General features: G+C 46.1%; 26 protein-coding genes. 14 read left to right on the top strand and 12 right to left on the bottom strand.

The genetic code is table 11. The features are described 5' to 3' along the window. The first annotated feature begins 19 nt into the window (after window positions 1–19). From AC0L6V_RS19585 to AC0L6V_RS19600, 4 genes are all read left to right on the top strand, one after another. On the top strand, window positions 20–1,615 hold the full coding sequence (locus AC0L6V_RS19585; RefSeq protein ID WP_265220024.1) for a gamma-glutamyltransferase family protein: 1,596 nt from the start codon (window positions 20–22) through the stop codon (window positions 1,613–1,615). 61 nt (window positions 1,616–1,676) lie between these two features. Further along, window positions 1,677–2,495: a sulfite exporter TauE/SafE family protein gene (locus tag AC0L6V_RS19590; protein WP_265220025.1), complete on the top strand. Its 819-nt coding sequence runs from the start codon at window positions 1,677–1,679 to the stop codon at window positions 2,493–2,495. Window positions 2,496–2,505: 10 nt separating this feature from the next. Then, complete coding sequence (locus AC0L6V_RS19595; RefSeq protein ID WP_409418953.1) at window positions 2,506–3,726, top strand: pyridoxal-phosphate-dependent aminotransferase family protein; 1,221 nt, start codon at window positions 2,506–2,508, stop codon at window positions 3,724–3,726. Further along, window positions 3,726–4,982, top strand: coding sequence for an allantoate amidohydrolase (locus AC0L6V_RS19600; protein WP_409418954.1), 1,257 nt, complete (start codon window positions 3,726–3,728; stop codon window positions 4,980–4,982). The genes AC0L6V_RS19595 and AC0L6V_RS19600 overlap by 1 nt, the downstream gene beginning before the upstream one ends. Window positions 4,983–5,049: 67 nt before the next feature. On the opposite strand, the gene AC0L6V_RS19605 is transcribed toward AC0L6V_RS19600, so the two are convergent. Next, window positions 5,050–5,217 carry a hypothetical protein gene (locus AC0L6V_RS19605; protein ID WP_265220027.1) on the bottom strand — a complete coding sequence of 56 codons (168 nt, stop codon included), beginning with the start codon at window positions 5,215–5,217 and terminating at the stop codon, window positions 5,050–5,052. A 214-nt stretch (window positions 5,218–5,431) separates the two neighbouring features. Here AC0L6V_RS19605 and AC0L6V_RS19610 point away from each other — a divergent pair, with 214 nt between their 5' ends. Next, window positions 5,432–5,797: a cupin domain-containing protein gene (locus tag AC0L6V_RS19610; RefSeq protein ID WP_265220028.1), complete on the top strand. Its 366-nt coding sequence runs from the start codon at window positions 5,432–5,434 to the stop codon at window positions 5,795–5,797. A 55-nt stretch (window positions 5,798–5,852) separates the two neighbouring features. On the opposite strand, the gene AC0L6V_RS19615 is transcribed toward AC0L6V_RS19610, so the two are convergent. The 5 genes from AC0L6V_RS19615 to AC0L6V_RS19635 all read right to left on the bottom strand — a co-directional run bounded on the left by AC0L6V_RS19615 (window position 5,853) and on the right by AC0L6V_RS19635 (window position 11,457). Next, window positions 5,853–6,932 carry a methyl-accepting chemotaxis protein gene (locus AC0L6V_RS19615; protein ID WP_321160362.1) on the bottom strand — a complete coding sequence of 360 codons (1,080 nt, stop codon included), beginning with the start codon at window positions 6,930–6,932 and terminating at the stop codon, window positions 5,853–5,855. 148 nt (window positions 6,933–7,080) lie between these two features. After that, entirely contained in the window at window positions 7,081–8,481 is a 1,401-nt protein-coding gene (locus AC0L6V_RS19620) for an APC family permease (RefSeq protein WP_265220029.1), read from the bottom strand. Between the two features lie 16 nt (window positions 8,482–8,497). Beyond that, the gene (locus tag AC0L6V_RS19625) at window positions 8,498–9,814 is read right to left on the bottom strand and encodes an NAD(P)/FAD-dependent oxidoreductase (RefSeq protein WP_418138527.1); all 1,317 of its coding nucleotides are present in this window, start codon (window positions 9,812–9,814) and stop codon (window positions 8,498–8,500) included. A gap of 34 nt (window positions 9,815–9,848) precedes the next feature. After that, on the bottom strand, window positions 9,849–10,271 hold the full coding sequence (locus AC0L6V_RS19630) for a Rid family hydrolase (protein ID WP_409418955.1): 423 nt from the start codon (window positions 10,269–10,271) through the stop codon (window positions 9,849–9,851). A gap of 46 nt (window positions 10,272–10,317) precedes the next feature. Continuing rightward, entirely contained in the window at window positions 10,318–11,457 is a 1,140-nt protein-coding gene (locus tag AC0L6V_RS19635; RefSeq protein WP_265220033.1) for a tyramine oxidase subunit B, read from the bottom strand. An 83-nt stretch (window positions 11,458–11,540) separates the two neighbouring features. On the opposite strand from AC0L6V_RS19635, the gene AC0L6V_RS19640 reads away from it, so the two are divergent. The 8 genes from AC0L6V_RS19640 to AC0L6V_RS19675 all read left to right on the top strand — a co-directional run bounded on the left by AC0L6V_RS19640 (window position 11,541) and on the right by AC0L6V_RS19675 (window position 17,566). Further along, a complete protein-coding gene (locus tag AC0L6V_RS19640) occupies window positions 11,541–12,551 on the top strand; it encodes a helix-turn-helix domain-containing protein (RefSeq protein ID WP_418138528.1) in 1,011 nt (336 codons plus the stop codon). A 261-nt stretch (window positions 12,552–12,812) separates the two neighbouring features. Further along, on the top strand, window positions 12,813–13,784 hold the full coding sequence (locus AC0L6V_RS19645) for an ABC transporter substrate-binding protein (RefSeq protein WP_265220035.1): 972 nt from the start codon (window positions 12,813–12,815) through the stop codon (window positions 13,782–13,784). Window positions 13,785–13,791: 7 nt separating this feature from the next. Beyond that, window positions 13,792–14,802, top strand: coding sequence for a FecCD family ABC transporter permease (locus tag AC0L6V_RS19650; protein WP_265220036.1), 1,011 nt, complete (start codon window positions 13,792–13,794; stop codon window positions 14,800–14,802). Further along, window positions 14,795–15,412: an iron chelate uptake ABC transporter family permease subunit gene (locus AC0L6V_RS19655; protein ID WP_473482145.1), complete on the top strand. Its 618-nt coding sequence runs from the start codon at window positions 14,795–14,797 to the stop codon at window positions 15,410–15,412. Before AC0L6V_RS19650 ends, AC0L6V_RS19655 begins: the two co-directional genes overlap by 8 nt. Continuing rightward, window positions 15,390–15,827, top strand: coding sequence for a FecCD family ABC transporter permease (locus AC0L6V_RS19660; RefSeq protein WP_473482148.1), 438 nt, complete (start codon window positions 15,390–15,392; stop codon window positions 15,825–15,827). Before AC0L6V_RS19655 ends, AC0L6V_RS19660 begins: the two co-directional genes overlap by 23 nt. 30 nt (window positions 15,828–15,857) lie before the next feature. After that, on the top strand, window positions 15,858–16,499 hold the full coding sequence (locus AC0L6V_RS19665; protein WP_473482151.1) for an ABC transporter ATP-binding protein: 642 nt from the start codon (window positions 15,858–15,860) through the stop codon (window positions 16,497–16,499). Next, window positions 16,486–16,719 (top strand): hypothetical protein, encoded by a 234-nt coding sequence (locus tag AC0L6V_RS19670; protein ID WP_473482154.1) that lies wholly within the window; start codon window positions 16,486–16,488, stop codon window positions 16,717–16,719. The genes AC0L6V_RS19665 and AC0L6V_RS19670 overlap by 14 nt, the downstream gene beginning before the upstream one ends. Then, window positions 16,712–17,566, top strand: coding sequence for an IucA/IucC family C-terminal-domain containing protein (locus AC0L6V_RS19675; protein ID WP_418138529.1), 855 nt, complete (start codon window positions 16,712–16,714; stop codon window positions 17,564–17,566). Before AC0L6V_RS19670 ends, AC0L6V_RS19675 begins: the two co-directional genes overlap by 8 nt. On the opposite strand, the gene AC0L6V_RS19680 is transcribed toward AC0L6V_RS19675, so the two are convergent. The 6 genes from AC0L6V_RS19680 to AC0L6V_RS19705 form a co-directional block, all read right to left on the bottom strand. Continuing rightward, window positions 17,563–19,989, bottom strand: coding sequence for a TonB-dependent receptor (locus AC0L6V_RS19680; RefSeq protein WP_409418958.1), 2,427 nt, complete (start codon window positions 19,987–19,989; stop codon window positions 17,563–17,565). The two genes, AC0L6V_RS19675 and AC0L6V_RS19680, sit on opposite strands and share 4 nt — an antisense overlap. A 127-nt stretch (window positions 19,990–20,116) precedes the next feature. Continuing rightward, entirely contained in the window at window positions 20,117–21,064 is a 948-nt protein-coding gene (locus AC0L6V_RS19685) for a FecR domain-containing protein (protein WP_418139101.1), read from the bottom strand. 3 nt (window positions 21,065–21,067) lie between these two features. Continuing rightward, entirely contained in the window at window positions 21,068–21,595 is a 528-nt protein-coding gene (locus tag AC0L6V_RS19690) for a sigma-70 family RNA polymerase sigma factor (protein ID WP_265220043.1), read from the bottom strand. Between the two features lie 172 nt (window positions 21,596–21,767). Then, window positions 21,768–22,691, bottom strand: a complete 924-nt coding sequence (gene puuE, locus AC0L6V_RS19695) for an allantoinase PuuE (protein WP_265220044.1) — start codon at window positions 22,689–22,691, stop codon at window positions 21,768–21,770. Window positions 22,692–22,730: 39 nt separating this feature from the next. Then, complete coding sequence (locus AC0L6V_RS19700; protein WP_265220045.1) at window positions 22,731–23,462, bottom strand: aspartate/glutamate racemase family protein; 732 nt, start codon at window positions 23,460–23,462, stop codon at window positions 22,731–22,733. A gap of 7 nt (window positions 23,463–23,469) precedes the next feature. Continuing rightward, window positions 23,470–24,135 carry a GntR family transcriptional regulator gene (locus tag AC0L6V_RS19705; protein ID WP_265220046.1) on the bottom strand — a complete coding sequence of 222 codons (666 nt, stop codon included), beginning with the start codon at window positions 24,133–24,135 and terminating at the stop codon, window positions 23,470–23,472. 267 nt (window positions 24,136–24,402) lie between these two features. Here AC0L6V_RS19705 and AC0L6V_RS19710 point away from each other — a divergent pair, with 267 nt between their 5' ends. Continuing rightward, on the top strand, window positions 24,403–25,839 hold the full coding sequence (locus AC0L6V_RS19710; RefSeq protein ID WP_265220047.1) for an NCS1 family nucleobase:cation symporter-1: 1,437 nt from the start codon (window positions 24,403–24,405) through the stop codon (window positions 25,837–25,839). The last annotated feature ends 59 nt before the right edge of the window (window positions 25,840–25,898 follow it).

The raw sequence follows: 25,898 nt of genomic DNA on the forward strand, positions 1-25,898 counted from the left end.
ACCTTAATGGAGTAGCGTCATGAAAAAGAACGAGATAGCGTTTACGGCGCCGCACTTTAAAGCTACGGAAGCGGGGCAAAAAATCCTTGAGCAAGGCGGTACCGCGATAGAGGCCATGGTGGCTGCTGCGGCGACGATTGCCGTGGTGTATCCGCATATGAATGGCTTGGGTGGCGACGGTTTTTGGTTGATCAGTGAACCAGGCAAAGCGCCGCTTGGCATAGATGCGTCTGGTAAAGCAGCGGAGTTAGCGACACTGGAATTTTACTGCGGTCACGACAGTATTCCCGCTCGTGGTGGGAAGGCCGCTTTGACTATGGCTGGCGCTGTAGCGGGTTGGCAAGAAGCCTTGGCGGTGAGCCAAGCTTGGCAAGCCGTCTCCAACGCACAAAACATGCCTTTATCGACCTTGCTGGATGATGCCATTCAATTAGCGAAAAACGGCAGTGAGGTGACGAAAACCTACGTTGACGCCAGTAAGAAAACCTTTGCTGATTTGGTCAGTGTGCAGGGTTTTGCTTCGTCGTTTTTGAAAGGCGGCAGCCTTTACCGTGAAGGCGATACATTGACCTTGCCGGTGTTGGCAAACACGCTGGAACAGCTTGCTGAAAAAGGTTTAGACGATTTTTATCATGGCGATATTGCTGCACGTTTGGCAAAAGATTTGGCGACCGCAGGCTCGCCGATTCGTTTGGCGGACTTTCATTCTTATCAGGCAAAACGTGTAGAACCTTTGCAGGTCAAAACCAGCGTTGGCACTCTGTATAACTTGCCTGCACCGACGCAAGGCATCGCGTCGTTATTGATCTTGGCTTTGTATGACAAGCTTTATACACAGGGCAAAACCGCCACAGACATGGCGCATTTGTTGATTGAATGCACCAAGCAAGCCTTTATTGCCCGTAATCAATTTGTCACTGACGAATCGCGTTTAGCAATGGATTTGGCGTCCTTGCTGGATGATGAGCAACTGGAAAAAATGTGTCACGAGATTGCCTTAGAGCGTGCGCAACCTTGGCCGCATCAAGCCAAACAGGGCGACACCATTTGGATGGGCGCCTGTGACAGTGAAGGTCGCATGGTCAGCTACATTCAGAGTTTGTATTGGGAATTCGGCAGTGGCGTGGTGAGTCCTGCCACTGGCATTGTATGGAACAACCGTGGCTCGTCGTTTTCACTGGAAAAAGGCTCATTGCAAGAGCTTGGTCCAAACCTCAAACCTTTTCATACGTTAAATCCGGCGTTTGCCGAGTTAAACGACGGTCGTCGCCTGAGTTACGGCACCATGGGGGGCGAAGGTCAGCCACAGACGCAAGCGGCCCTGTTTAGTCGTTATGTGTATCACAATCTGCCGTTGGATCAAGCCATCAGCGAAGGTCGTTGGTTGCTTGGTCGAACCTGGGGTGATGTCAGTCATAATTTAAAGATCGAACGAGACTTTGCTGATATCGCCGCCGAAGAATTGGTCGCACGTGGACACGATTTGGTGATCGTCGATGCGTGTAATGAATTAATGGGTCACGCCGGTGCGGTTGTGCTGCATCAAGATGGTCATACCGATGCGGCGACAGATCCACGCAGTGATGGTTCTGCCATTAGTGGTGCTTTGCGTTAATAGCACGGTTCGTTAGTCATACTTTTTTACGTAACAATCTCACTTAGGAGCAAACAGAAAGATGTCATTCATAATGGAAAACTATTCCATGATTCTCGCCATGATGGCCACCGGTGTGGTGGGCGGGATTTTAGCCGGTTTGTTAGGCGTTGGCGGTGGTATTGTTATCGTGCCGGTATTGTTTTTCTTGTATCAAGGGTTAGGTGTTAGTGCGGATACGGCTATGTTGGTGGCGACGGCCACGTCATTGGCCACCATAGTTCCCACGTCGATCAGCTCTATTCGTTCGCATAAAGCCAAAGGTAATGTGGATTTCGACTTATTGAAGCGTTGGGGCTTTTTTGTCTTCTTAGGCGTGATGATTGGCAGCTTTGTTGTGACACGCGTTGATGGCGAATGGCTGACGTTACTATTCGGTATTATTGCTACCTTGTCTGCGTTAAATATGCTGTTAGGTAAAAAAGACAGTCTGTTCAAATCCTTACCGGGTAATGCAGGCCAGGGTGTGATGGCCACCTGTGTGGGCTTTTTTAGCTCTATGGTGGGCATTGGTGGTGGTACGTTAACCGTTCCTTTGCTGACTTTCTGTAATTATCCAGCACACCGTGCGGTTGGAACAGCGGCTGCGGTGGGTTTGATCATTTCCTTGCCTGCGGCTTTGACCATGTTGATTTTCGGACAAAGCCCAGAAGATTCTCCTTACGGAACCGTGGGGTTAGTGAATCTTATTGGCGCCGCCTGCATTATTCCGCTGACGGTATTGTTTGCACCAGTTGGCGCGGGATTAGCCCAACGTTTAGACGCCGCTAAATTGAAGAAGGTCTTCGCAGTGGTGTTGATTTTCACTGGCGTAAAAATGCTTTATCAAGTGTTAGGTTAGGAGATTATTCATGCAGCCGCTTTCTTTTCCACCCAGACTATTAATGGGCCCAGGCCCGATTAACTGCTATCCACGTGTGTTGTCTGCTATGTCGACTCAGTTGGTAGGGCAATACGATCCCACCATGACCAGTTACATGAATGAAGTCATGGAGTTGTATCGTCGCGTGTTTAATACCAAGAACCAACAAACCTTTTTGATCGATGGTACGTCTCGTGCTGGCATCGAAGCCGCTTTGGTGTCTTGTTTAGAACCGGGCGATAAAGTGTTGATTCCTATTTTTGGTCGCTTTGGTCATTTGTTGGCGGAAATTGCTGAACGCGCCGATGCCGAGGTTCACACCATCGAAGTGCCCTGGGGCGAAGTATTTGATCCGCAGCAAATTGAAGACGCGATCAAAAAAGTACGACCAAAATTGTTGGCGATTGTACAAGGCGATACGTCGACCACCATGTTTCAGCCATTAGAAGAGTTGGGTGATATTTGTCGTGCCCATGACGTGTTGTTTTACACCGATGCCACCGCTTCTATCGGCGGTAATCCATTGGAAGTCGACGCGTGGAAAATCGACGCGGTGACGGTGGGATTGCAAAAATGTCTTGGCGGTCCATCAGGCAGCGCTCCGATTACGCTAAGTGATCGTTTTGTGTCTTGTGTACGCAAACGTGCTCATGTGGAAGCGGGAATTCGTGACGCGCATCACCAAGGTTCGTCTGGTATGCGTATTCGCTCGAACTATTTTGATCTACCCATGATCATGGATTATTGGGGCGAAGAGCGTCTGAACCATCATACTGAAGCTGCGACCATGTTGTTTGGTTCCCGCGAATGTGCCATTCAATTGCTGAGTGAAGGCCAAGACGCGGTCATCCAGCGTCATCGGTTAGCGGGTGAAGCCATGTTAAAAGGCGTGCAGGCGATGGGCTTACAACCATTTGGTAATTTGAAGCATAAAATGAGCAATGTGGTGGGAATTCATATCCCAGCTAATGTTGATGGTGAAAAAATTCGTCATGACTTATTGACCATCTTTAACATCGAAATTGGTACCAGCTTTGGTCCATTAAAAGGCAAGGTTTGGCGTATCGGCACCATGGGCTATAACGCTCGCCAAGATGCGGTATTGCACACCTTGCAGTCGCTTGAAACCGTGCTGCGCCGTGCAGGATTTGCTTTACCAGCAGGTGCTGCTGTGGATGCAGCGATGGCTGTTTACAGTGGAGAAAAGTGATGAATGGTGGTCTAGGAATTGACAGTCTAAAGATTGATTATAACAATCTCGCTCAGTTGGTCATGGACCGCTGTGACGAACTTGGCAAAATCAGTCAAAGCGATGATTGCCTAGATCGTCGTTATCTCACCAAAGAACACAAACAAGCCAATGGATTGGTAGGCGGCTGGATGCAAGACGCAGGCATGCAAACATGGCAAGACGAAGCGGGGAATCTCTGGGGGCGCTGGCAAGCGGCTAACCTAGACGCGCCGCGTTTTATCATGGGCAGCCATTTGGATACCGTACCAAACGGCGGTCAATATGACGGCATGTTAGGGGTGATTACGCCTGTTACCTTGATTGCAGCGATGAACCAAGCAGGTATTCGTCTGCCTTTTCACCTTGATGTGGTGGGATTTGGTGACGAAGAAGGCACGCGTTTTAGTTCGACCTTGTTAGGCAGTCGTGCGCTGACAGGTCAATGGCCAAGCAGTTGGGCGGATTTAAAAGACAGCGACGGTATTAGTTTAGCACAAGCGCTTAAAGATTTCGGTTCGGACTTTGCGAGCATTCCCAATGCCGCTATTTCAACGGATAACTTGCTTGGATACCTTGAACTGCACATTGAGCAAGGGCCAGTACTAGAAGATTTGGATTTGCCCGTTGGTGTGGTTAGTGCTATCGCAGGGGCAAAACGCTTTGAATTTAATATCACGGGCATGGCAGGCCACGCGGGCACTGTGCCGATGAATCTGCGTCAAGATGCCCTTTGTGCCAGTAGTGAAATGATTCTTGCAGTAGAAAGAGTTGCACAAAATCATGGCATTGTTGCCACTGTGGGACGTATTCAAAATCGACCCAATGGCGTGAATGTGATTTCTGGTAATACTGGATTTTCTCTCGATATTCGTAGTGAATTTGATGACAAACGCGACGTAGCACTAGACGAAATCTTGCTGGAGTTAGACGCTATTGCGGCTCGTCGTAATGTGCGCATTGAGCGTAAAGCGACCCACGCCGCCAACGCCGTGCATTGTGACGCAAAATTGCAAAGCGTGCTACGCAATGCTATCGAAACACAAAATATTCCCGTACATACCTTGTTCTCTGGCGCGGGACATGACGCTATGGCGATGGCCGATATTTGCCCCGTGGCCATGTTGTTTATGCGTTGCGATAAAGGCATTAGTCATCACCCAGCGGAAGCCATTGATACGCCAGATGTGGCGGTAACCTTGGCCGTGTTGAGCCGCACATTACAGAATTTAACCTAAAGGTTTGTTTGTGGCTACTCCGCATAACGCCTCGCTCCCCGAGCAGGCTCGAAGAATCGCTCTGGCGTTATGCTGAATAGCTGGTTGTGTGCGGTGTAACGCCTCGCTCCTGTTGTACTTTACCCAGTATCACGCCTCGCTCCTGTTGTACTTTACCCAGTATCACGCCTCGCTCCCCGAGCAGGCTCGAAGAATCGCTCTGGCGTAATTCTGGGTTAAGTGAGTAGGTTTGCATTCGATGTATACGCGACTAAAAGCTTCCATGCGTTTAATTGGCGTTGACGTGTCGAGGAACGAGACAATACGCAAGCCAATCGAATCGCATGGACGCTTATGATGGCGGTAAACGAGCAGGCTCGTGGCGTTGTCTTCGATAGAAAAAATATGAAAACGCAAGTGAATTAAATTGCGTGGACGCTGATGATTTACGGTAAATAGAGGAATATTCGATGCAATTTACACGCATTTTTAACGACGATCAGGGCAAGAGCCATTTCGGTGATTTGAATGTTGATGTTCGTGATGGTGGCCCAATTGGTTTTTTGTCATCGCGTTTTCCAGTGGGGGAAATGATGTTTCGTGAAACCCCAAGTGACTATGATTTTAAATGGCACCCAGCACCGCAGCGTCAATTATTGTTCATCATCAAAGGTCGTTGTGAATTTACCGTATCGTCTGGTGAAACCCGTCAATTTGGTGCAGGTGACGTTGTCTTGTTGGAGGATACAGAAGGCGAAGGCCATTGCAGTAAAGCTCTGTTTAACGAAGTCAGACACTCGATTTTTGTTACTGTGCCGCAAGATGTGGTGTTTTAAGTGAGCCTCGCTTGTTTACTAGGAATAAAGAGTCAAAGGGCTAAAAGCCCTTTGACTAGAGGTGCGAGAATAGGAATTTTTGAGACTCTTTTAAGCCTTGGTGAATGGCTTTGATGTGTTTGACTACGCAGTTCTCTAATTCGGCTAAGTTATCTATCTTTTCTGTGCTTGTCTGAGTCATCTTTTGGGTGAGTTGATTGATTTGCTCTAACTCGTGACCAATACGAATAAAATCCGGTGTTTTTCTAAAATCGAATTCGTTATCTGTGCCGTTGAAATACCAATCCCCAAAAGCTGTTTCTTTTATGTTGACTGGTTGTGTCTGAATATTGCCTTTTAATGCAGAGATTAGGTAGTTTGACTTCCAACAGTTTAGTTCAAGAAGCGCTGATGATGTGTGTGCAAACGCCATGGATTTATAGCCAACTTCCATTAATGTTTGAGAGCTTTCAGCGGTTTTTTGAAAAGATGTATCTAGGTCGTTACAAGATCGACTGACATCCAATGTAGCGCGGTGTAGTGACTCTATTTGTTGACTGACTTTTAGTGTTCGGTTATCGATACGATGAACAAGGGCAGAAATCTGCTCGCTGGAATCTTTAGCTTTGGTTGCCAAGGTTCTCACTTCGTCTGCGACCACTGCAAAACCACGACCATGCTCACCTGCTCGTGCGGCTTCAATGGCAGCATTTAATGCCAATAGATTAGTTTGTTCAGAGATACTTTGAATCGTATCGGTGAAGCCTTTGATTTCATTGGCTATGTCTTTTAGTCCATTGACATCTTCTAGGCTGAGGTGAGTTTGGGATGCAATCTCAGCGAGTGCTTTGGTTAATTTGTTGATTACTTCTTTGTTTTGCTCAATATCTTGATTGCTGCCTTCTGACGCGCTCATTGGTTCAAACAATAATTCAGATATTTGGTTGAGCGCAGACAAGGCACTTTCAATGATGTCTTGTTGAGGCGCTAAAAATCGCTCATCGATTTTCGTTAGGGGAGTCGATAGCGCTTTTGCCTCGTGTGAGGCAATATCCGTTGTTAATTTGGTGATTTCCTTTTCTAAAACTCGCTTTTCAGCGTGGATTATAGCCAGTTCATTTTCTAGTATTTGAATGCGCTTTTTGCCAAACCACATAGGCACTGTCCTTTATGTGTGAAAACGGTTGGTGTTTGCCAATGGCAGAACATTGTTAAAAAAAGCGCCAGTGTCTTTGTTGGGAGGCGGTGACACTGGCACTTTTAAAGTGGACAAATTAAGCCATGAACAGGAGGACCATTAGAGGTTACTGGTTATCAGGCTCAAACAAGCCTCGTTTCATGAAAAATTTCACCCATATCGCACCGATAATACACAGCACCAGTAATATACCGCCGGTAATGCTGTATACCATCTCGGTCATTTCAGGCGACGGTGAGTTGTTTAAGGCAACATATAACATGGCCGCAATGCCCAATATTTGTGGTAAAGGATAGAAGGGTGTGCGGTATGGGCGAGGGTGATTTGGCATACGTTTACGTAATACGATGACATTGATGTGGGCGACGATGTAAGCCAATAGCCAGCTGGTGGTGGCGGCAATGACTAGGGTGATTAACGAATCAATCCCCAAGGCGAAGTAGGGAATAGTCGTTAAACCTGTGATCATGAGTATGCCAACCCAAGGGGCATCGAAGCGGTTTTTGGCTTTTAACTGGGGGAAAGCTTGGCCCTGTTCGGCCATACCTTGTAGCATTCTTGGCACAGCTGCGAGCACGGTATTCATGGTGCAGCAGGTTGCTGCTAAGCCCATGACCGTCGCAATGATCAGTCCACCTTTGCCAAATACTGCATTGGCGTAATCTAAGAAAGGTAGAGGTGCACCGACGAGTTGATCGACGTTTAAGTAAAGGCTTGCTCCATAGACAAAGACAGTGAAGATGAAGAAAATCATAAATAAAGATAAGTGCATAGCGCGAGGAATACTTTTATGAGGATCTTTGACTTCTTTAATCATAGGGCAAATAAACTCTACCCCGACCATCATCCATAATGCTAAGCCGACCAAGCCGATAAAACTGCCATCCATTACGCCGCCAAATTCCCAGTCTACCGTCGTTCCAGTGAGAACAGGGTGAGGTTCGTTGGAACCCGTTATGGCAACAATGCCAGTAAGAATAAGCGCGCTAACCAAGATAAAAGCGAGGATGTTTTGAATACGTGCAAAAACATCTGTCCCAATTAAGTTAGTCAGGGTGAACACAAATAGGATAACTAAAGGGATTGTATTTTCAGGTAATACGCTTGGTAGAAGCTGACTTAGCATGGCATCGACTAAGAACATTTCTACTGGGATGGCAAGTACAGCCACCACAACATAGCCTGCGAACACAGATACAATAGCGGGAAAGTGGCCTATCGCCTTTTGAGTATAAGTTGCTAAGGTTCCTTCTTGCGGGAACATTAACGAGAGTTCAGAAAAACTCATGGCGTTGAATTGAGCTAGAATGAGCGCTACGACCATCGCGGCAATAAACCCCATACCGCCGATTCCTATGCCTTGTAACGCTGAGATCATTGAACCTTGTACAATGACCAAACCGATACAAATCGCCATCATAGTTGGCAATCTCATTTTTGATTTACTTGGATTTGTCGCTGATAAGTCAGCTGTCATTATCGTTCCTGAACTTGTGATATTGCTCATTTTTTTGTTCCTTTTGTTAATAGGGAACCATCATGTAGACGTTAGAACCGATCAAACCGATAGGGACTTGGGTCAACGATGGGGGGACATCCGAAACAATATCTGCAGCCAGTTGTCCAGCTGCAGGGCCAGTACCAAAACCATGACCGGAAAAGCCGGTTGCTACCGTCAGCCCAGGCAATGTTTTGATACGGTCAATCATCGGCGTTGAATCCGGTGTAACATCAATTAAGCCTGCCCATGATTCTTCTATTTTTGTATTTTTAAACATGGGCCAAGCACTGATGGTGTTATTCATAGCGTCGTTAAGGAGGCCATGATTAACCTTCGGCTCGCACACGCGAACGTGTTCGAACGGAGTTTTTTGAGATGCGCGCCATGATCTAGGCATGGCTAAATCACGAAAGAAGGTACCGTTAAAGGCAATATTCAGAGAGTCCTTTCCATGCTTGAGTTGGTCTCTGAACTTTACGCCGATTTTTAGATGGTCTAAGGTAATTGGTGCATCCACTTTGCCGCGCTGCATGATGATAAAACCACCATCTTTGTGTTTGCGGAACGAAAAATCTGGACCGCCGACAGCAATCTGCGTAGGACCTTCCATAGGCGTTGTTCTTAATACGGATGCAATGACGGGAAGCGTCGGCAAGGACACACCATGATTACCAAGGAAACGGCGTGACCATGCACCTCCCGCGAGCAAGACTTGTTCACAGCGAATCTCGCCTTTTTCTGTGACCACTCCGCTGATTTTTCCCGCTGTGGTTGATAGCGTTCGCACGGCGCATTGTTGAACGATAATCGCGCCTTTTTTCACGGCAGCTTTGGCCATAGCAGGAACCGCAATAGAGGGTTCCGCACGACCGTCTGACGCTGTGTAGATCCCGCCTTGCCAGTGGCCTTTTCCGCCTGGAACATGCTGGTTAATTTCTCTTAAACTGAGCATTTTCGAGTCCAGCGACAGAGAATCGACGGACTTCAACCATGCTTCATGCATCGCCATTTGATCTTCTGTTTTGGCTAAAAACATAATGCCTGATTGTTTGTAGCCAACGGATTGACCAATACGTTCAGGCATTTCCGCCCACAGTTTATCCGCCGCCAAAGCCAAAGGAACATCTTCAAAATGACGACTGGTTTTACGTATCCAGCCCAAGTTGCGAGATGATTGCTCACCCGCAATGTGGCCTTTTTCGAGCAATACAACGGGAATATTTCGTTCTGCTAGCGTTAATGCGGCCGTCACACCAATAATGCCGCCGCCGATGATTACCACGGTTGTGGACTCGGGTAATTGGTCTGTGGTATGAACTGCATCAAGTGTTTTTGTCATGACTCAAATCCTGAAAATTGGACGCAATATGCTGTTAGGTGGCGGTATTAATGACTTCAACTTCTGCGCTGGCGGCGCCACGGAAAGCCGTTACTTCCAACTCCATTTTGTAGATGGTTGAGCCAAGTGGCGGACAGGTCACTGTGGTCGCGGGATCGACACCGCGGAATTTGTCACCGATTAGCGTCATTACGGCTTGTGTGTCAGCCGGGTTTTGGATAAAAACACGCGACATCACTACGTCCGCAAGGCTGGAACCAACGGCTTTTAGTGCGGCTTCGACATTGCTAAATACCTGGTGTGTTTGTTCTAGTACGTCGTCTGGAATTTCTTTGGTGTCAGGATTTCGACCTGCGGTATTGGACACAAATATCCAATTGTCTACGCACACTAGGCGTGAGTAGCTGCTGAGTTCTTCTAGTTTTGAACCGGTTTTTACTTTTACTATCTTTGTCATGTGAGTCTTCCAAAAAATTAAATAACAGAAATAAAGGACTATGTGGTTATCTCAAAACCGGTGTTTCCCAAAGATTTAATTTCACGCCAATGTTCTGTTTGATGGCGTTGCGATACACCATGGTTGCCCAAGCAACATCTTCTACTGGCATGCCGCCAACGGACATAATGATGATCTCCTCATCGTTATTACGCCCTGGTGCTTCACCCGCGGTAATTTTGCCAATGTCTTCTAGGTCATCTAGGGTGATTTTGCCTTCAGCGATCATGTCCATGAATCGAACGCCTGGCAGCGGGATATGGTTGTGAGCGGGTTTTGGTACTTCTTCGTACCAAGCTTGGTACAAGCCTGTGTTATCAAGTACTTTACGAACGTCGTTTTGTTCCATGCCATCGTCTAGGCTGCAATAGGCTGGCATTACGAGGAAGGCACCTGGTTTTACCCATTCTCGTTTCACGATCGGATACGTTGATGGATCACCAGTCACACCTGAGTTGCAATAGGTGATGATGTCAGAACCGCGTACCACGTCTTCTAAACTATCGACGATGTGAACATGGGTGATTTGCGGGAAGGATTCGTTTACCCATTCGATAAAGACATCGAGACTTTTTTGTCCGCGGCCTTTGATTTTGATGGTATCTATTTCAGGGCATACCGCCATAAAGGCCGCGACTGCTGTTTTGCCCATGACGCCTGGTCCAAGCAAACCAATGACTTTGGAATCTTTACGTGCAAGGTAACGTGCACCGACACCCGGAACAGCGCCTGTGCGGTAAGCAGAAAGTAGGTTGGCTGACATATACGCCATTGGCGCGCCAGTGTCCGTATCGCTTAATGTGAACATCAAGATCGAGCGTGGTAAGCCTTTTTCTCGGTTGGCTATGTTCGACCCATACCATTTTACGCCGGATGTTTGAAAGCTTCCGCCAAGGTAGGCCGGCATCGCCATTAAGCGACGGTCGGCTGTTGGTTTGGGCATGGTTGGAAAGGGCGACTCATCAGGGAAAGTGATCATGGCGCCGTGGGAATCGCTGTTAGGTCCAGCCATTCTGTAGTCGCCTTTGTAGAGCAGGGTAAACATCTCGTCCATAGTGTCTACGCACTGAGGCATATCCATCACACCAGCTTTAATCATGTCTTGTTCTGACAGGTAAATAAAATCGATTTTTGTGTTCTCTGACATAGCGTATTCCTTCATACAGAGGGGAGAAATTATGTGTTTCCGTGTTTAGCTCGTGTCGGTGTTAGTTGCCTAATAGGACGACATTGCTTCTCGATGAAGCGCTTCAGCTCACAGCGGATAATTTCGATCCTAGACGGTCAGATTTTTTGAGTATTGAACTTTTGCGACATGGCGTAATAGAAATTGATCGCCATAGAGTTGGCATCGGGCTTGCAAAAATGAAAGATCATTTTGGGTATTTTAGTAAGCAGGTGCGAGTCATGTTAAAAGACTCTGTATACGATCGAGTTTCAGGAATTCACTCCAAACAGCCTTGGTTTGTACTGGGTGCGGCTCAGGAGTTTCTACTTTATCATTCTGATATTCCTAGCATTTCTCACTTTTATAGCTTTGAAGCTGACCCTGCCACAGAGCAAGTTTTAGCGATTCCAGATGGTTGTGTGGACATCTTGTTTGATTGTGATGAACAAAGGCCAACGGCAAAAGTATGTGGCACGACGTTAGAAGCGACAAACGCAGAGTTTATTCATAATCATAGATATTTTGGCGTACGGTTTGTTCCTGGTGTTATCCCTGACTTTTTAAAGGCATCCGCGCAAGAATTGATTGAACATCAGCTTAACTTGCTAGATATCATGCCCAATGCGGATCGAGTTTTTGAACAAATTGTCAGTAGCTCAGTGTTTGCGAACCAGGTTGGTTTTTTTGAAAAATTTTATAAAAATCAGCTTTCTAGGAAGCTATCAATATTAACAAAACAGACAATACACGAAGTTTTTATCAAAAAAGGCAATATACAAATACAGGACTTAGAAGCGTCGACGGGCTATTGTACTCGAACGTTACAACGTCAATTTCGTGCCGACATGGGAATGTCCCCGAAGGCGTTTAGCCGCATTATTCGATGTCAGTCTGCCGTTTATGACCTTAATCACAACAAGGGCGTTACTTTCTCTGATTTGGCTTGTGACCTCGGTTTCAGTGATCAATCACACTTTCTCAGGGAATTTAAAAAGCTGGTCAGTGCAACACCTTTGGATTATTTGAACCGAGTTAAACACGAAACCTATGTTGGAAGACTGCGATATTTTTGAGCTAAAACAGCTCGTTTATTAAATCCGTCGCACCAGGTTAGTGCGACGGATTGTGCTTTATGAAGCAAGTATTTCTATTCTTCTCAATCATCTTTTTTTAGAACCCTGACCTTCACTGTTCATTTTTAATTTTCATTGTGAGGTTTTCCCAATACTGTTAATGATTGTGAGGATGATAATTGTTACTATAACGATTTTGGCTGTTCGTATCTTTTAACGCCGTTATTCGTTAGTAAGAACAATAGAAGGAAACACTTCAACATGATGGTAAAGCAAGTAAGAAAACGGGTATTTCTACTGATAGCATTTTTGTTGATGTTAGCGCCTGTTAATCAGGTGATGGCGTCTGACAGTAACACTGTCCATAAAAGCGATGCTTATAAAGAGATTATCCATGCGATGGGCAGTGCTGAGGTTCCTGAAAAAGTCTTACGTGTGGTGACCTTGTTTCAAGGAGCAACCGATTCTGTGGTGGCGCTGGGTGTGACGCCAGTTGGTGTGGTGGATTCGTGGGCGCAGCCGCCAACCTATGAGTATTTGCGAGATGCTTTGAAAGGTGTTGCTCATGTGGGGTTGGAAACTCAACCGAACCTTGAGGCGATTGTGGCGTTAAAGCCAGATTTGATTATTGGCACCAAGTCTCGTCATGAAAAGATCTATGGTCAGCTGTCACAGATCGCGCCCACTGTGATGGCAGAAAATGTCTATGACTTTAAAACCACCTTGGATCTAACCGCTGAAGCATTAGGCAAGCAAGAGGAAGGCCGACAAGTTTGGGGGGCTTTTCAACAACGTATTACCCACTTTCATCATGTTATCAAAAAGCGTGTGCCAAACTGGCCTTTAACGGCGGCAGTATTAAATATTCGTGCCGATCATTTGCGTCTGTACTTGAATCAAAGTTTTTCTGGTGTGGTGTTGAAAGAAATAGGCTTTAAATTTCCATTGCCGAATGAAAATGGTTGGGGCGTTAAACTGAAGACTAAGGAAGCCTTGCCGAGTGTTAACGCGGATGTGTTTTTTATTATTTTGCAGTCTGATGATGCAGCTGTGAAGCAAAATTACGACGCGTGGCGTGCTCATCCGCTATGGAAAATGCTAACGGCGCCTAAAAATCAGCAAGTATTTGAAGTGGATAATGTCGCTTGGTTGTTGTCTGGTGGGATTCTAGGAGCTGAAAAAATCCTCGATCAGTTGTACCAAATCTATCAACTCCCTCAGGCTAATCACTAGAGCATTTATGCACTTATACAGCAGTCGCACTTTTAAATGGAGCCTTCTTGCTCTGTCTATTGTATGCCTGATGCTCTCTTTGTTGGGGAGCATTGCTTATGGGCAATACGTTATTTCAAGCAAATCCGTCTGGACAGCGTTTTGGGCGTTTGATCCCCAGTCTATTGATCACGTTATTATCCGTACCACGCGTTTATCCCGTGCACTTGTTGCTTGTCTAGTTGGTTCGGCGTTGGCGGTTGCTGGTGTTTTGATGCAAGCCTTAACACGGAACCCGCTGGCTTCACCGTCTATCTTTGGTGTTAACGCGGGCGCTCTATTTTCTATCGTTTTATTCTCGACTTTCTTTTCCGTTACTTCCTTGAATACGTTTTTATGGTTGGCTTTTTTGGGCGCGAGCGTCGCTGGTGCGCTGGTTTATGGGCTGGGTAGTTTAGGAAAAGACGGATTGTCTCCAGTACGCATTGTCTTGTCTGGGGCAGCGATTTCGGCGCTATTCATGGCCTTTACTCAAGGCATATTGGTGATTGGTCAAGAAGGCTTAGACAGTGTGTTGTTTTGGGTAGCGGGTTCTGTATCGGGCCGTGATTTGTCTATGGTGATGCCATTAGTGCCCGCTTTTGTTGTTGGCATCGTGTTGGCGATGCTGGCAGCACCACAGATCAATATTTTGTTGTCCGGCGACGACATTGCGAAAGGATTAGGGCAGAACACTGTGCTGATTAAGGTGGTGCTGAGTTTGCTGATTATTGGTTTGGCGGGTGGCTCGGTCGCGCTGGGTGGCAGCATTGGTTTTATCGGTTTGATGGTGCCGCATATGGTGCGTTCCTTGGTGGGTTATGATCATAAGTGGCTAATACCGTTGAGCGCACTGTGGGGGGCAATTTTGTTGTTGTGCGCGGATGTGATCAGTCGTTTTGTGATTATGCCAGAAGAAGTGCCAATTGGTGTGACGACAGCGATTCTAGGGGCGCCTTTCTTTATTTATTTAGCGCGAAAAGGAGGCAAGCGTGAGTAAGTTTTTCAGCGTTCGCCATCGTTTATTTTCTTTTTCGACGCCAGTTCGTTCTTTATGGTCGATGCTCATTCTCTTTGCCTTTTTTCTTTCGATTATTCTATTTTCCCTGTGTTTAGGCGAAGAGTTCATAGCTTTGCCGCAAGTACTTCAGGTGCTGCTTGGCAAAGGGGATCAGGCTTTGCAGTTTGTTGTGGAAACTTTGCGTTTGCCTAGGGTGTTGATGGCGGCCATGGTGGGCGCTGCGTTGGCGTCGTCTGGGTTGGTGTTGCAATCCATGATACGCAATCCGTTAGCGTCTCCGGATATTATTGGCATTACGGGCGGTGCTTCCGCTGCAGCGGTGTGCTTCCTATCATTTTTTGCGACGGCAATGGGAATGATCTGGTTGCCTGTGTTTGCTATTGCAGGCGCTTTGTTAGCGGCTTTGTTGATCTACGCGCTTGCTTGGAACAGTGGCGTGACGCCGATGCGGTTGGTGTTTGTTGGCATTGGTATATCCTCGGCGATGGGCGCGGTGACGACCTTTGTTATTGCAGCGAGTCCCACTGTCGACCAGTATTACCGCGTATATCTGGCTAACGGGCAGTGTGTATGGCGCGAGTTGGGTTGAAGTAAAAGCCTTGTTGCCGTGGCTGTTGATTTCTTGGCCCTTGGCGTTTTATTTAGCGCGCCGAGTGAATACCCAAGAATTAGGTGATCAACTGGCAACTGGATTGGGTATATCTGTTCAGCGCTTGCGTTTAGCTCTGTTGTTTTTGAGTGTGATGATGGCAGCCCCCGCGATTGCCTATGCGGGGGCGGTGGGTTTTGTGGGGTTGATCGCGCCCCATATTGCTCGTCGTCTTGTGGTGCGGAGTTTCGCACTTTTATTGCCTACGTCGGCCTTGGTTGGCGCATGTTTAGTGATGTTAGCGGATTTATGCGGTCGTTTGTTATTCCAGCCTTTGGATATTCCGGCTGGTGTTTTTGTATCCGCTATTGGCGCACCATTCTTTATTTATTTACTTTATCGACAGCGTTTCTAAGTCGGTTGGTTATATTGGGATTTTTTAACGATGAGTATGTCCGAACATTCTTTAGCAGACAGTAATATATTCGCTCATAGCCCATTGGAGAGCGTGGCGCTGTCTTTAGGCTACGAGAAAAAGACCATTATCAAATCGTTGGATTTGGCCATTAAACCTAATCAAATTACCGTGCTGGTGGGCGGCAATGGTTGTGGTAAATCTACCTTGTTGAAGTCGTTTGCTCGCTTGTTGAAACCTTCGACTGGTCAGATTCTCCTTAATGGCGCAGATATTCATTCCTTATCTGGTAAAGACGTGGCTCGCAAGTTGGCTATCCTGCCTCAAGGACCTGTTGCACCAGAAGGATTGACGGTTGAGCAGTTGGTTCGCCAAGGTCGTTACCCTCACCAAAATTGGTTACAAAGCTGGACGGAAGACGACGAGCGGTTAGTGCATAAAGCCTTGCAAGACACCAACATGACCGAGTTTGCTAATCGTTCCATTGATGCTTTATCTGGTGGTCAGAGACAGCGAGCTTGGATTGCCATGGCGCTGGCGCAAAATACCAATATTTTGTTATTGGATGAACCGACAACCTATTTGGATTTAACCCATCAAATAGAGATTCTTGATCTGTTGTTCGAGGCTCAATGCGACGCAGAAAACGACCATCTTGATGGTGTTGCATGATCTGAATCTTGCCGCCCGTTATGCCCATAACATGATCGCCATTAAAGACGGCTCGGTATTTTGCCAAGGTCCACCAGAAGCGATTTTAGACCATGATATGGTGAAAGCGGTGTTTGATATGGAATGCCATATCAGCGCCGACCCCTTGTTTGGTACGCCAATGTGCATTCCTTATGGAAAAGGTCGTAAGGTCGATTTTCAGGCGGCTAAGCATGTTTGAGCGAGATAACAAGCATGAGCTTCTTGCTGAAGAGTGGGAGGTGTTGGCGGCATTTGGGCTTAAGTCCTATCAACAAGACGAGCCACTTGCTATCGATTCTACCAAACTATTGGATGATGCGTTGTGTTTGGAAACCCTACAAAAAATTCTGCCAGAGCTCGGTGCGCCGAATATTAAAGTGACCGCGTCACTGGTGATAAAACGTGTGGCCTTTCTCACACTTGCCCCTGTTTTATACGCCATGTCGAGTTTTGATAAGGGCCTTGATGGCTCGCTCGAAAATAGCGTCTTTGAATACCCGTTAGATAACAGAATTTGGCAATCCAAGATGCCATTAAAAGACACATCGGTGTCGGTTTGGAATAGTTCGAATAAAGAAAGTCGAGACACTTGGCGAGATGGCATTTTGACGAAGGTGTTTGCTGGGCATCTAACTTTATTGGTCGAACACTTCTATCGTTTAACTAAAGTGTCGCGACGAGTGCTTTGGGAAAATGTGGCTGTAAGAGTATTTAGTATTTACGAACAGCGTATTTTAACGAGTGTTTCAAAAGAAAAGAGAGAAACGGCAGAAGCGGATTACGCATGTTTATTAGATAAAAGTATGTCGAAATTATTCGGTTTAAACGAAAATCCTTTGACGATGTTTTATCGAGACAAGCAGTTAACGGCACTGTCAGAAAATCCTGTTCGGGTTCGACGTACCTGTTGTTTTTACTACCAAGCCACTGAACCGCCAGTGTATTGCGGTTCGTGTCCTTTGCCGTTGAAAAAGAAAACAACCCCCCTTAATCCTCCCCTTGAAGATAAGGGGAGGAGATTGTTCTCGTCGTTTTTGGGGGGTTAAAAGTCTAAACCGTAAGCCAATGTCAGAGTACGACCGCGGCCTTTGAAGTAAAAACTGTCATTAGCATAGGCCGCTTGTGAATAGTAAGTGAAATAATCTTCGTTAAATAGGTTGGCCACTGCGACACTCATTTTACCAACTGGCAGCTTATAACCGACAGATGCGTCGACCAGTGTATATCCGTCAAAGTTTAAATCTTCATCATCAAAGCTGCGGCTAAAAGCATGGCTTACTTGCAATAAAGAAGACAGTTTTTCGTCCCAACGAGCATTCCATGATGTTACTAAGCGATTAGGCGGAATATCCGCGCCAGTCAGTTTGGTATCTACTTTACCATCACCATCCGTATCAGACTTGCCTTGGATGTAAGAGTAGCTAGCTTGTAACTTGTGGTCTTTGTTGAGCTGGAACCCTAAAGACGCTTCTGCACCGTGAATTTCTTTCTTTTCACGTTTGACGACGTAAAGTCCATTCTGGTTCTCAATTCGGCTACCTAAATCAGAATTGGATTGGTAGGCACTCAGTTCGAAGTCGAATGCATTGCGATGGATACGAAAGCCCGCCTCATAGTTGTCTGTCAGAATGGGAGACAGATCAATAAGTGTATCAACGTCTTGATCGGCGGTTGATACCCCTCTGAGTATACGCCCGACATCAGGCATACCAAAGCCTTGCGAGTAGTTGGCAAACACACTAATAGAAGGTGTTAGCTTGAACACGGCGCCAGCGTTGTAAACCGTATCGCTAAAGCTTGGTGAGCCTCCATCTACTAAAACCGATGTATTTTTATTCGTTGCGACAGTTCTATAAGTATCTACATCTAATTTAGCGTGTTCATTACGGGCTCCTGCTTGCAGAACTAAGCGGTCCGTTGGTTTGTATTCAAATTGAATGAATGGCGCGTAGTTGGTGTATTCCGTCTCAGGAACATAAGTACGATTGGTCAATACTAATGTCTGACTGGTTTTGTCTTGCAGTAAATCTAACCCAGTAGTGATACTTAAATTACTATTTAACAGGTCATCTTTGGTCAGACTGAATTTAGCACCAACTTTCTCAGATTGGTTCTGGCTTTGATCATAGAGCGTACCAACGGGGGCAATACTGACGTCCTGAAAGCTGTTTGAGTTTGACGCGCCATAACGTCCCTCGAAGTCTTGATGGAAAACTTGCGCTTTAAATTCCATACCATCAAGGTCACTGTCGGTATAGAAAAGGCTGGTGGTTTGCACATCGTTGTAAGGTGCTACACCGTTTGGCGGGGTGCCTTTTATGGAGCTGGTTGCGACACCATTTTCTCTGTCACCATCAACGCCAGTAAAATTCATGCGACTTTTTAAGCGGTATTTGTTGGCTTCCAGTTCTAGTCTTTTGTCGTCAGTCAGCCAGTAACCCAGTTTAACAAAGACGTCGTGGCTGTTAGAGTCCATGATGTCACCACGAACCGTTGCTGCGCCAACATAATTGCCGTCAGCATCAAGGTAGATGCCCTGTACTTCGTTGGTTAATCCTACAAGATAATCAAAATCGCCTGCAGAACCCTCTACTTGGTAGCCAATTTTATAGCCTAGAGAATCGCTGCTAATCTCATCTGTTGGTGTTGTGAGTTGCACGTCGACATGTTGCTTCACCTCGTTTGAGCGGTTGGACTTGGTGATGAAGTTTATAATACCACCCGTAGCTCCTAGACCGTGTACGGCGCTGGCGCCATGAATGACTTCGATACGATCAACCATAGCTAGGTCGATTGTATGGGCAGATCGGCTACCCTCTCGAATCGGATTTGATTGCGGTACACCATCCACCATGTACAACACTGAACGGCCACGAAAGGTTTGGCTACTATTATTTAGTTTTTGCGTATTCGGCGAGTAAGCGGGTAAGAGGCTGGCGAGCGCCTGAGAGCTATCGGAGCTGATGGAAAGCTGATCCTCAATTTGCTGTCGAGTGATTACCGTAACGACTTGAGGGCTGTTTTCTTTTTTGGTATTTGATCGACTGGTTTGGATAATCAAGGTATTTAGATTAATCGCTTGATTGTCTGCTGTCAGGTTTTGGGTGCGCTCTGTTAGGCTGTAGGTACCGTCCTGATTAGCGATCACCACCAAATCAGTATTAGAGAGTAATTGCTCAATTAATTCTATCGGACTGCTGTTGCCAGAAATACCCTCACTATTAAGGTGTCGTGTTAATGCTGGGTTAAACGAGAGTGCTATGTTGTGACGAGCGGCAAACTCAGTAAGGACTTTTCCAAGGTTGCCGGCTTCGATGCGCAATGGCTCGCTAATAGTTTGATCCGTGGTATCTTGCGCGACGGTAAATGGGCTAAGACCAGACGCGATGATTAGCCCACTGCACGTTAATGTGGTGCTGATTACCTTCTGAAATTGTGTTTTTAAATGTGTTTTTTTACGGGTAGACACAGCCACCTCCTTCTTTAACATTATGGTACTTATGAGTTGTTTAACTACTAAGCCACCTGAAAAGAAAAAAAGTGTCAGCAGAAATAGGAATTATGTCGTTTTTTTTGATTAAGTGTTTTTACTGTCATTAAACAGCCTCTATCGTGACCCAATAATTCCCTAAATGACTGTTTATTTGGATAGGATAAGTGTGCGACAGCATGCTGAAAATAATGTTGATATCTTTAATAGGAAAAGCCCCCGATATATCAATATTGGCAATCTCAGGGGCAACTCGTAATAAGCCGCTATGATAGCGGGAGACTTCTTGGATAAACTGATTTAATGGCATATTGTGAACGGCAATCATTTTGTCTAGCCAAGACGTCGTGTTGGATTCGAGTGCCTGACGAGATAAAAATGCATGGCTTGATAGCTCGATTTGATAACCGGCTTTAATGATATTGTCTTGTGTATTTTCTGCAAATTTAGGTGACGCTTTCACGCGGCCTTGAATGACTCCTACTCGTGTTAAGTCACTATACTGACGTACGGTGAAGTTCGCCTCCAAGGGCGATAAAATCGCGTCCCGTGTCTTAACGATAAAGGGATTCCGCTTTTGCGAAGGCGTCGATGTAGTATGAACTTGGATTTCTCCCTCTCTCAATGATAATAAGCGCGCCTTGTCATCAAAAGAAATATCAAATGCCGTTGCCGTATTAAGCTTAACCGTGGTTCCGTCTGGTAAAGTGACCTGTTTTTGCTGCCCTTTCGCTGTGCGGTAATCGGCGTTCCATTGTTGATTGTCGACCACTTTGTAGCTTCCCCAGATGAATGGTCCAGAGGCGAGAAGTAATGCTAGTTTGCCAAGATGTAATCGGCGGGTTTCATCATCAGGTCGATTGAGTACAGCATAAGCGATACCTTTTGGCAGCGTGTCGACTTGATTTATAAAATGTTGGGCGCGTTGCCATGCACACTGATTGTCTTTGTTTAACGCTAGCCATTGTTGCAGTTGCTTTTGCTCGTCATCGCTTAGTGGTTGCTCTTGTTGTCTGATCAACCAATCAGCGGCTTCGTGCAGGCTTTTTTTGATATTTTATTCAAACAAATCGTCTCCCATCAAAATGAAGCACTTTACATAAGCTTGTTTCATGTAGCGCTTCACCGTGGCAAGAGAAAGATGCATTTCATCGGCTATTTGTTGATATTTTTTACCTTCAATTTGCGACAGCAAAAATACCTGTTTTACCTGACTTGGAAGCGCATTCAGCAAAGCATCTATTTCCTCCAAGGTCTGCAAAATAATGAATTCATTTTCAGGTGATATAACGAAGGATTCAGGTTGTTTCGCTAAAAGCTCTAGGTACGCTTGCTCTAAGGATTTCCGTCTATAAAAATGGCACACAAGACCTTTGGCGATGGTTGCTAAATAGGCTTTTGGTTCTTTTATGGTTGTCGCATTTTGCTTTGCGTGAATGCGCAAAAAAGTATCTTGAGTTAAATCAGCGGCATCGTATTGGCTGTCTAAACGTTTACGAATCCATGTGTACAGCCAATTGTGATGATTGACATAGAGCGAGTGCATTACGTCATGTTGCACACTGGGAGTCACATTGTGCGGCATGAAACTGGGCCTTATTTAATATAAATGATAATTACTATCATTAAAAATCTTTATGGTTTCCTTGTCAAGAGAGGGTGCTGGAATGTAGGGGGTTTTTGCTTTGCAAAGACAAAGAAAAGCGCCAGGACAAGACTGACTGGCGCTTCGATTTTTGAGTTAGACCAATGACGTATTATTTTGGCGGATGATTTTCTATCCAATGATCGGCGATGTCCTCGCGGCGGGCAATCCAGACTTGGTCGTGGGATTGTACATAGTCTAGGAATTTCTTTAATGCCATAAAGCGGCTGGGTTTGCCTAGCGTTCGACAATGCATACCGATGGACATCATTTTCGGTGCGGTGGCGCCTTCTTCATACAAACAATCAAAATTGTCTTTCAGGTATTGGAAAAACTCTTCCCCGTGATTAAAGCCGTATGGCGAAGAAAACTTCATGTCGTTGCAGTCAAGCGTGTAAGGCACGATCAGATGCGGTTTGCTGCCACCATCTGGCGTATCGACTTTTACCCAATAGGGTAGGTCGTCGCCGTAGTTGTCTGAGTCGTATTTAAGTTGCGCTTGCTCTGCGACCAAGGCACGAGTGTTTGGTGAGTCGCGTCCGGTGTACCAGCCAACGGGTTTAACCCCAGTGACTTCTTCGATTAGGGCGAGGGCCTGTTGCATGTGCTCGCGCTCTTGCTCAATCGGCATTTCCTGATAATGAATCCATTTTAAACCGTGGCAGACAATCTCGTGTTTGCCTTCCACAAAGGCTTTTGCTACCTCTGGGTTGCGTTGTAATGCGGTGGCAATGGCAAAAACAGTCAGTGGTAAACCGCGTTTTTCGAACTCGTTAAGAATGCGCCAAACACCAGTACGAGAACCGTATTCGTAGAGCGATTCCATGCTCATATGACGATCTTTAAAAGGCTGCGCACCGAATATTTCAGATAGAAAGGTTTCTGCGTGTTCATCGCCATGCAAAACGCAGTTTTCACCGCCTTCTTCGAAGTTCAATACAAACTGTAAGGCGACTCGGGCGTTGTTGGGCCATTTTACGTTTGGCAGCCCTTGGCGGCCATAACCCGCGTAATCTCGTTCTAAATAGTGTTTCATGGTGTGTGTTCCATTCTTTGTTATGCATTGTGGGAACGGTTATAGGCTCCAGTGAGCATAGCGCCCAGTGAAGTTTTTACTAACACGTTGACCGTATTGACCTATTTTGGAAGTCTGTAAGCCAAGTTGATGCAATGATTCTGCCAATTTTACCGCCGCGACGACGCCATCAATGATGGGCACAGGCAGTTCTGCAGACAACTTTTCAACCAAACTCGACATGCCAGCACAGCCCAAGACGATGGCTTCCGCGCCGTCTTGTTCTATGGCAGCAAGGCATTCTTGTTTAAGTAACTGATAGGCCGCAGGATCAATATTTTCCAGAGCCAAAACGGGAATGTCGGTGGCTCTGACGCCGCTGCATTTATGTTGATGACCGTATTTTTGCAGTAAGTGTTCACTCGCTGGTAAGGTTCTAGATAACGTGGTGACGACGCCAAAGCGGTGGGCAATTAAACTGGCCATTTGAAACCCCGCCTCGGCAATGCCAATCACAGGGGCGTCAGCTAATTCACGGGCCGCGTCTAACGCGGGGTCACCAAAACAGGCAATGATGTGGGCGTCGACACCTTGCTGTTTACCTTGTTCGATAAGATCGAGCAGGGCGGCGCTGGCAATGACTTCATCAAAAGCGCATTCGATGCTTTTAGGACCGTGCTCTGGCGTACAGGCGATGATTTGCGTGGTAGAGAGTGCAATAGATTGTGCACTCAGCGCCATGGCATGAGTCATATCGGCGCTGGTGTTTGGGTTAATGAGCTGAATTCGCATGGTGCTCCTAGCGGCCAAAAAGTCGTTGAAAATCGATGTTTTCATCTGCTTTGCTTTCAAGAATAAGTGAAGATTTGATGTGTTTAAGGTGATGAGTCATCCAGTTTTGTGCCTCGTCTGCGTGGCCTTTATCAAACAGCTCAAGCAACTCTGAATGGTCGCCGCATTCGCAACCGACACTGCCGCGTGTGCCGTAGGCAGCGAGAATGAGCGAGGAGCGATAGCAGAGTTGTTGGACAAAACTCGCCAGTACTTTATTGCCTGCCAGCGTGGCCAATTCATAATGGAAACGGGCGGTTAGCTGGATAGAATCGGCTAATTGATTGCTGTCTTCTGCGTGTTTTTCTTCAGTGACCATGATACGAAAACGCTCAGAATGTTCCGCATTCCAATGAGTAAGCAGATCAGGAATGAGTTGCGGCTCAATTAATATACGGCTGTCCAGTACTTCTAATGCTTCCGCTTTGCTTGGATGGTTTACTTGCGCCCCTTTGTTTTTTTCTATCACCACAAAGTGCTCTAGGGCGAGTCGTTGCAAGACTTTGCGTATGCCCGTTCGGCTCACACCAAACGCCTCTGATAAGCGGTCTTCTGGCAGACGCGCTCCGGGCGGTAATTGATGCTCGACAATGGCGTTTAGCATTTGTCGGTAAATGATCTCATCATTCGACATAGGTTGTTCCTAATTATTGTATACGATGTCTTTCTATAATTCGTCAATAAGACAATATAACACGGCCGTTTGTTTCATACATCTTAAACAAAAAAAGTATTTTTTGTGCACAATTTTGGTGAGTTTTTGTATTTATTGAGTAGGTTTGGTGCAGCTTAACCTCATTTTTACGGCTGTTTTTCGGCTTTTACTCTTAAATGTCTAGGGTTGGGTTTCTGGCACATTAATTGTATTAATCATTGTATACAATTAAAAAGGAACGCAATCATGAAACAAGTATTTGAACAAAGCCCTAGGCTGGCAAACAGCGATCTTCTTCCTGAGAAAGATCAAAAATGGGGCTGGTATAGTATTTTCGCGTTTTGGATGTCGGACGTGCACAGTGTGGGTGGCTATGTGTTTGCTGCCAGTTTGTTTGCTCTGGGTCTAAATGGTATTCAGGTCTTTATTAGTCTGTTGTTGGGCATTTCCATTGTGCTAGTTTTTGCCAATTTGATGGGCAAACCAGGACAAAAAGCCGGTGTGCCTTTTCCTGTGGTAGCGCGTATGTCATTTGGTGTATTCGGTGCCAATATCCCGGCTATTATTCGAGGATTGATCGCGGTGGTTTGGTACGGTATTCAAACCTTTCTCGCGTCCAGTTCCTTTATTATTTTGCTGCTGTATTTCTTTCCTGACATGGCGTCTTTGGCGGATAAGTCGTTTATCGGGCTGTCTTACTTAGGTTGGATCGGCTTTACAGCCATGTGGGTGGTACAAGGTGTCGTGTTCATGTTTGGTATGGACATGATTCGCAAAGTCATTGATTGGTCTGGTCCTGCTATCTATGTCGCCATGTTTGCTTTGTGTATCTATATGGTAGATCGTGCTGGCTGGGAAAATATTAGTTTCAGTTTGAGTTCCAACAATCTGACTGGCATGGATGTGTATGTGCAGATGTTCATCGCGATTGCCTTGGTAGCAGGCTATTTTGCTGGACCAACCCTGAACTTTAGTGATTTTTCTCGTTATTGCGGCAGCTATAAAAAACTCAAGCTAGGCAATTTATTGGGCTTACCTGTTAACTTTGTGCTGTTTTCTTTGTTCAGTGTGGTGATTGTATCGGCTTCTATTCCGGTATTTGGTGAGATGATTACCGACCCTGTGGAAACGGTAAAACGTCTGGATTCTGGTTTTATTACCGTGCTTGGCGCTCTGACCTTTATCTTTGCGACCGTAGGCATCAATATTGTGGCGAACTTTGTCGCACCTGCGTTTGATTTCTCTAACGTGTCGCCACAGAAAATCAGCTTTAAGGCAGGTGGTTTTATTGCCGCGTTTGGTTCTGTGTTGCTAACGCCTTGGAATTTATTCAATAACCCAGAAGTGATTCACTACACGGTGGACGTATTGGGGGCGATGATTGGGCCTTTGTATGGCATTCTTATCGTTGATTACTTCTTTATCAAAAAAGGCCACATTGACGTCGCTGCTTTGTATACAGAGTCTCCGAAAGGCGCGTATTGGTATGAGAATGGCGTGAACAAGAAAAGCGTCTATGCTCTTATCATCGCGGGCGTGGTGTCTATTTTGGCGACCTTCGTATTCAATGCCTTGGCAAACTACGCCATCTTTATTGGCGGTATCGTAGCGGCCTTGTCTTATCGTTACATGATGGAGCCAGAGCGTGTGGCGTTGCAAAATATCGTGTTAGCCAAGTCCTAAGAGTGGATCATTAGACACTTAAATAAAGAAGCCCCGCATAGCAATGCGGGGCTTCTTTA

Source organism: Marinomonas sp. G8-14 (genome assembly GCF_055808935.1).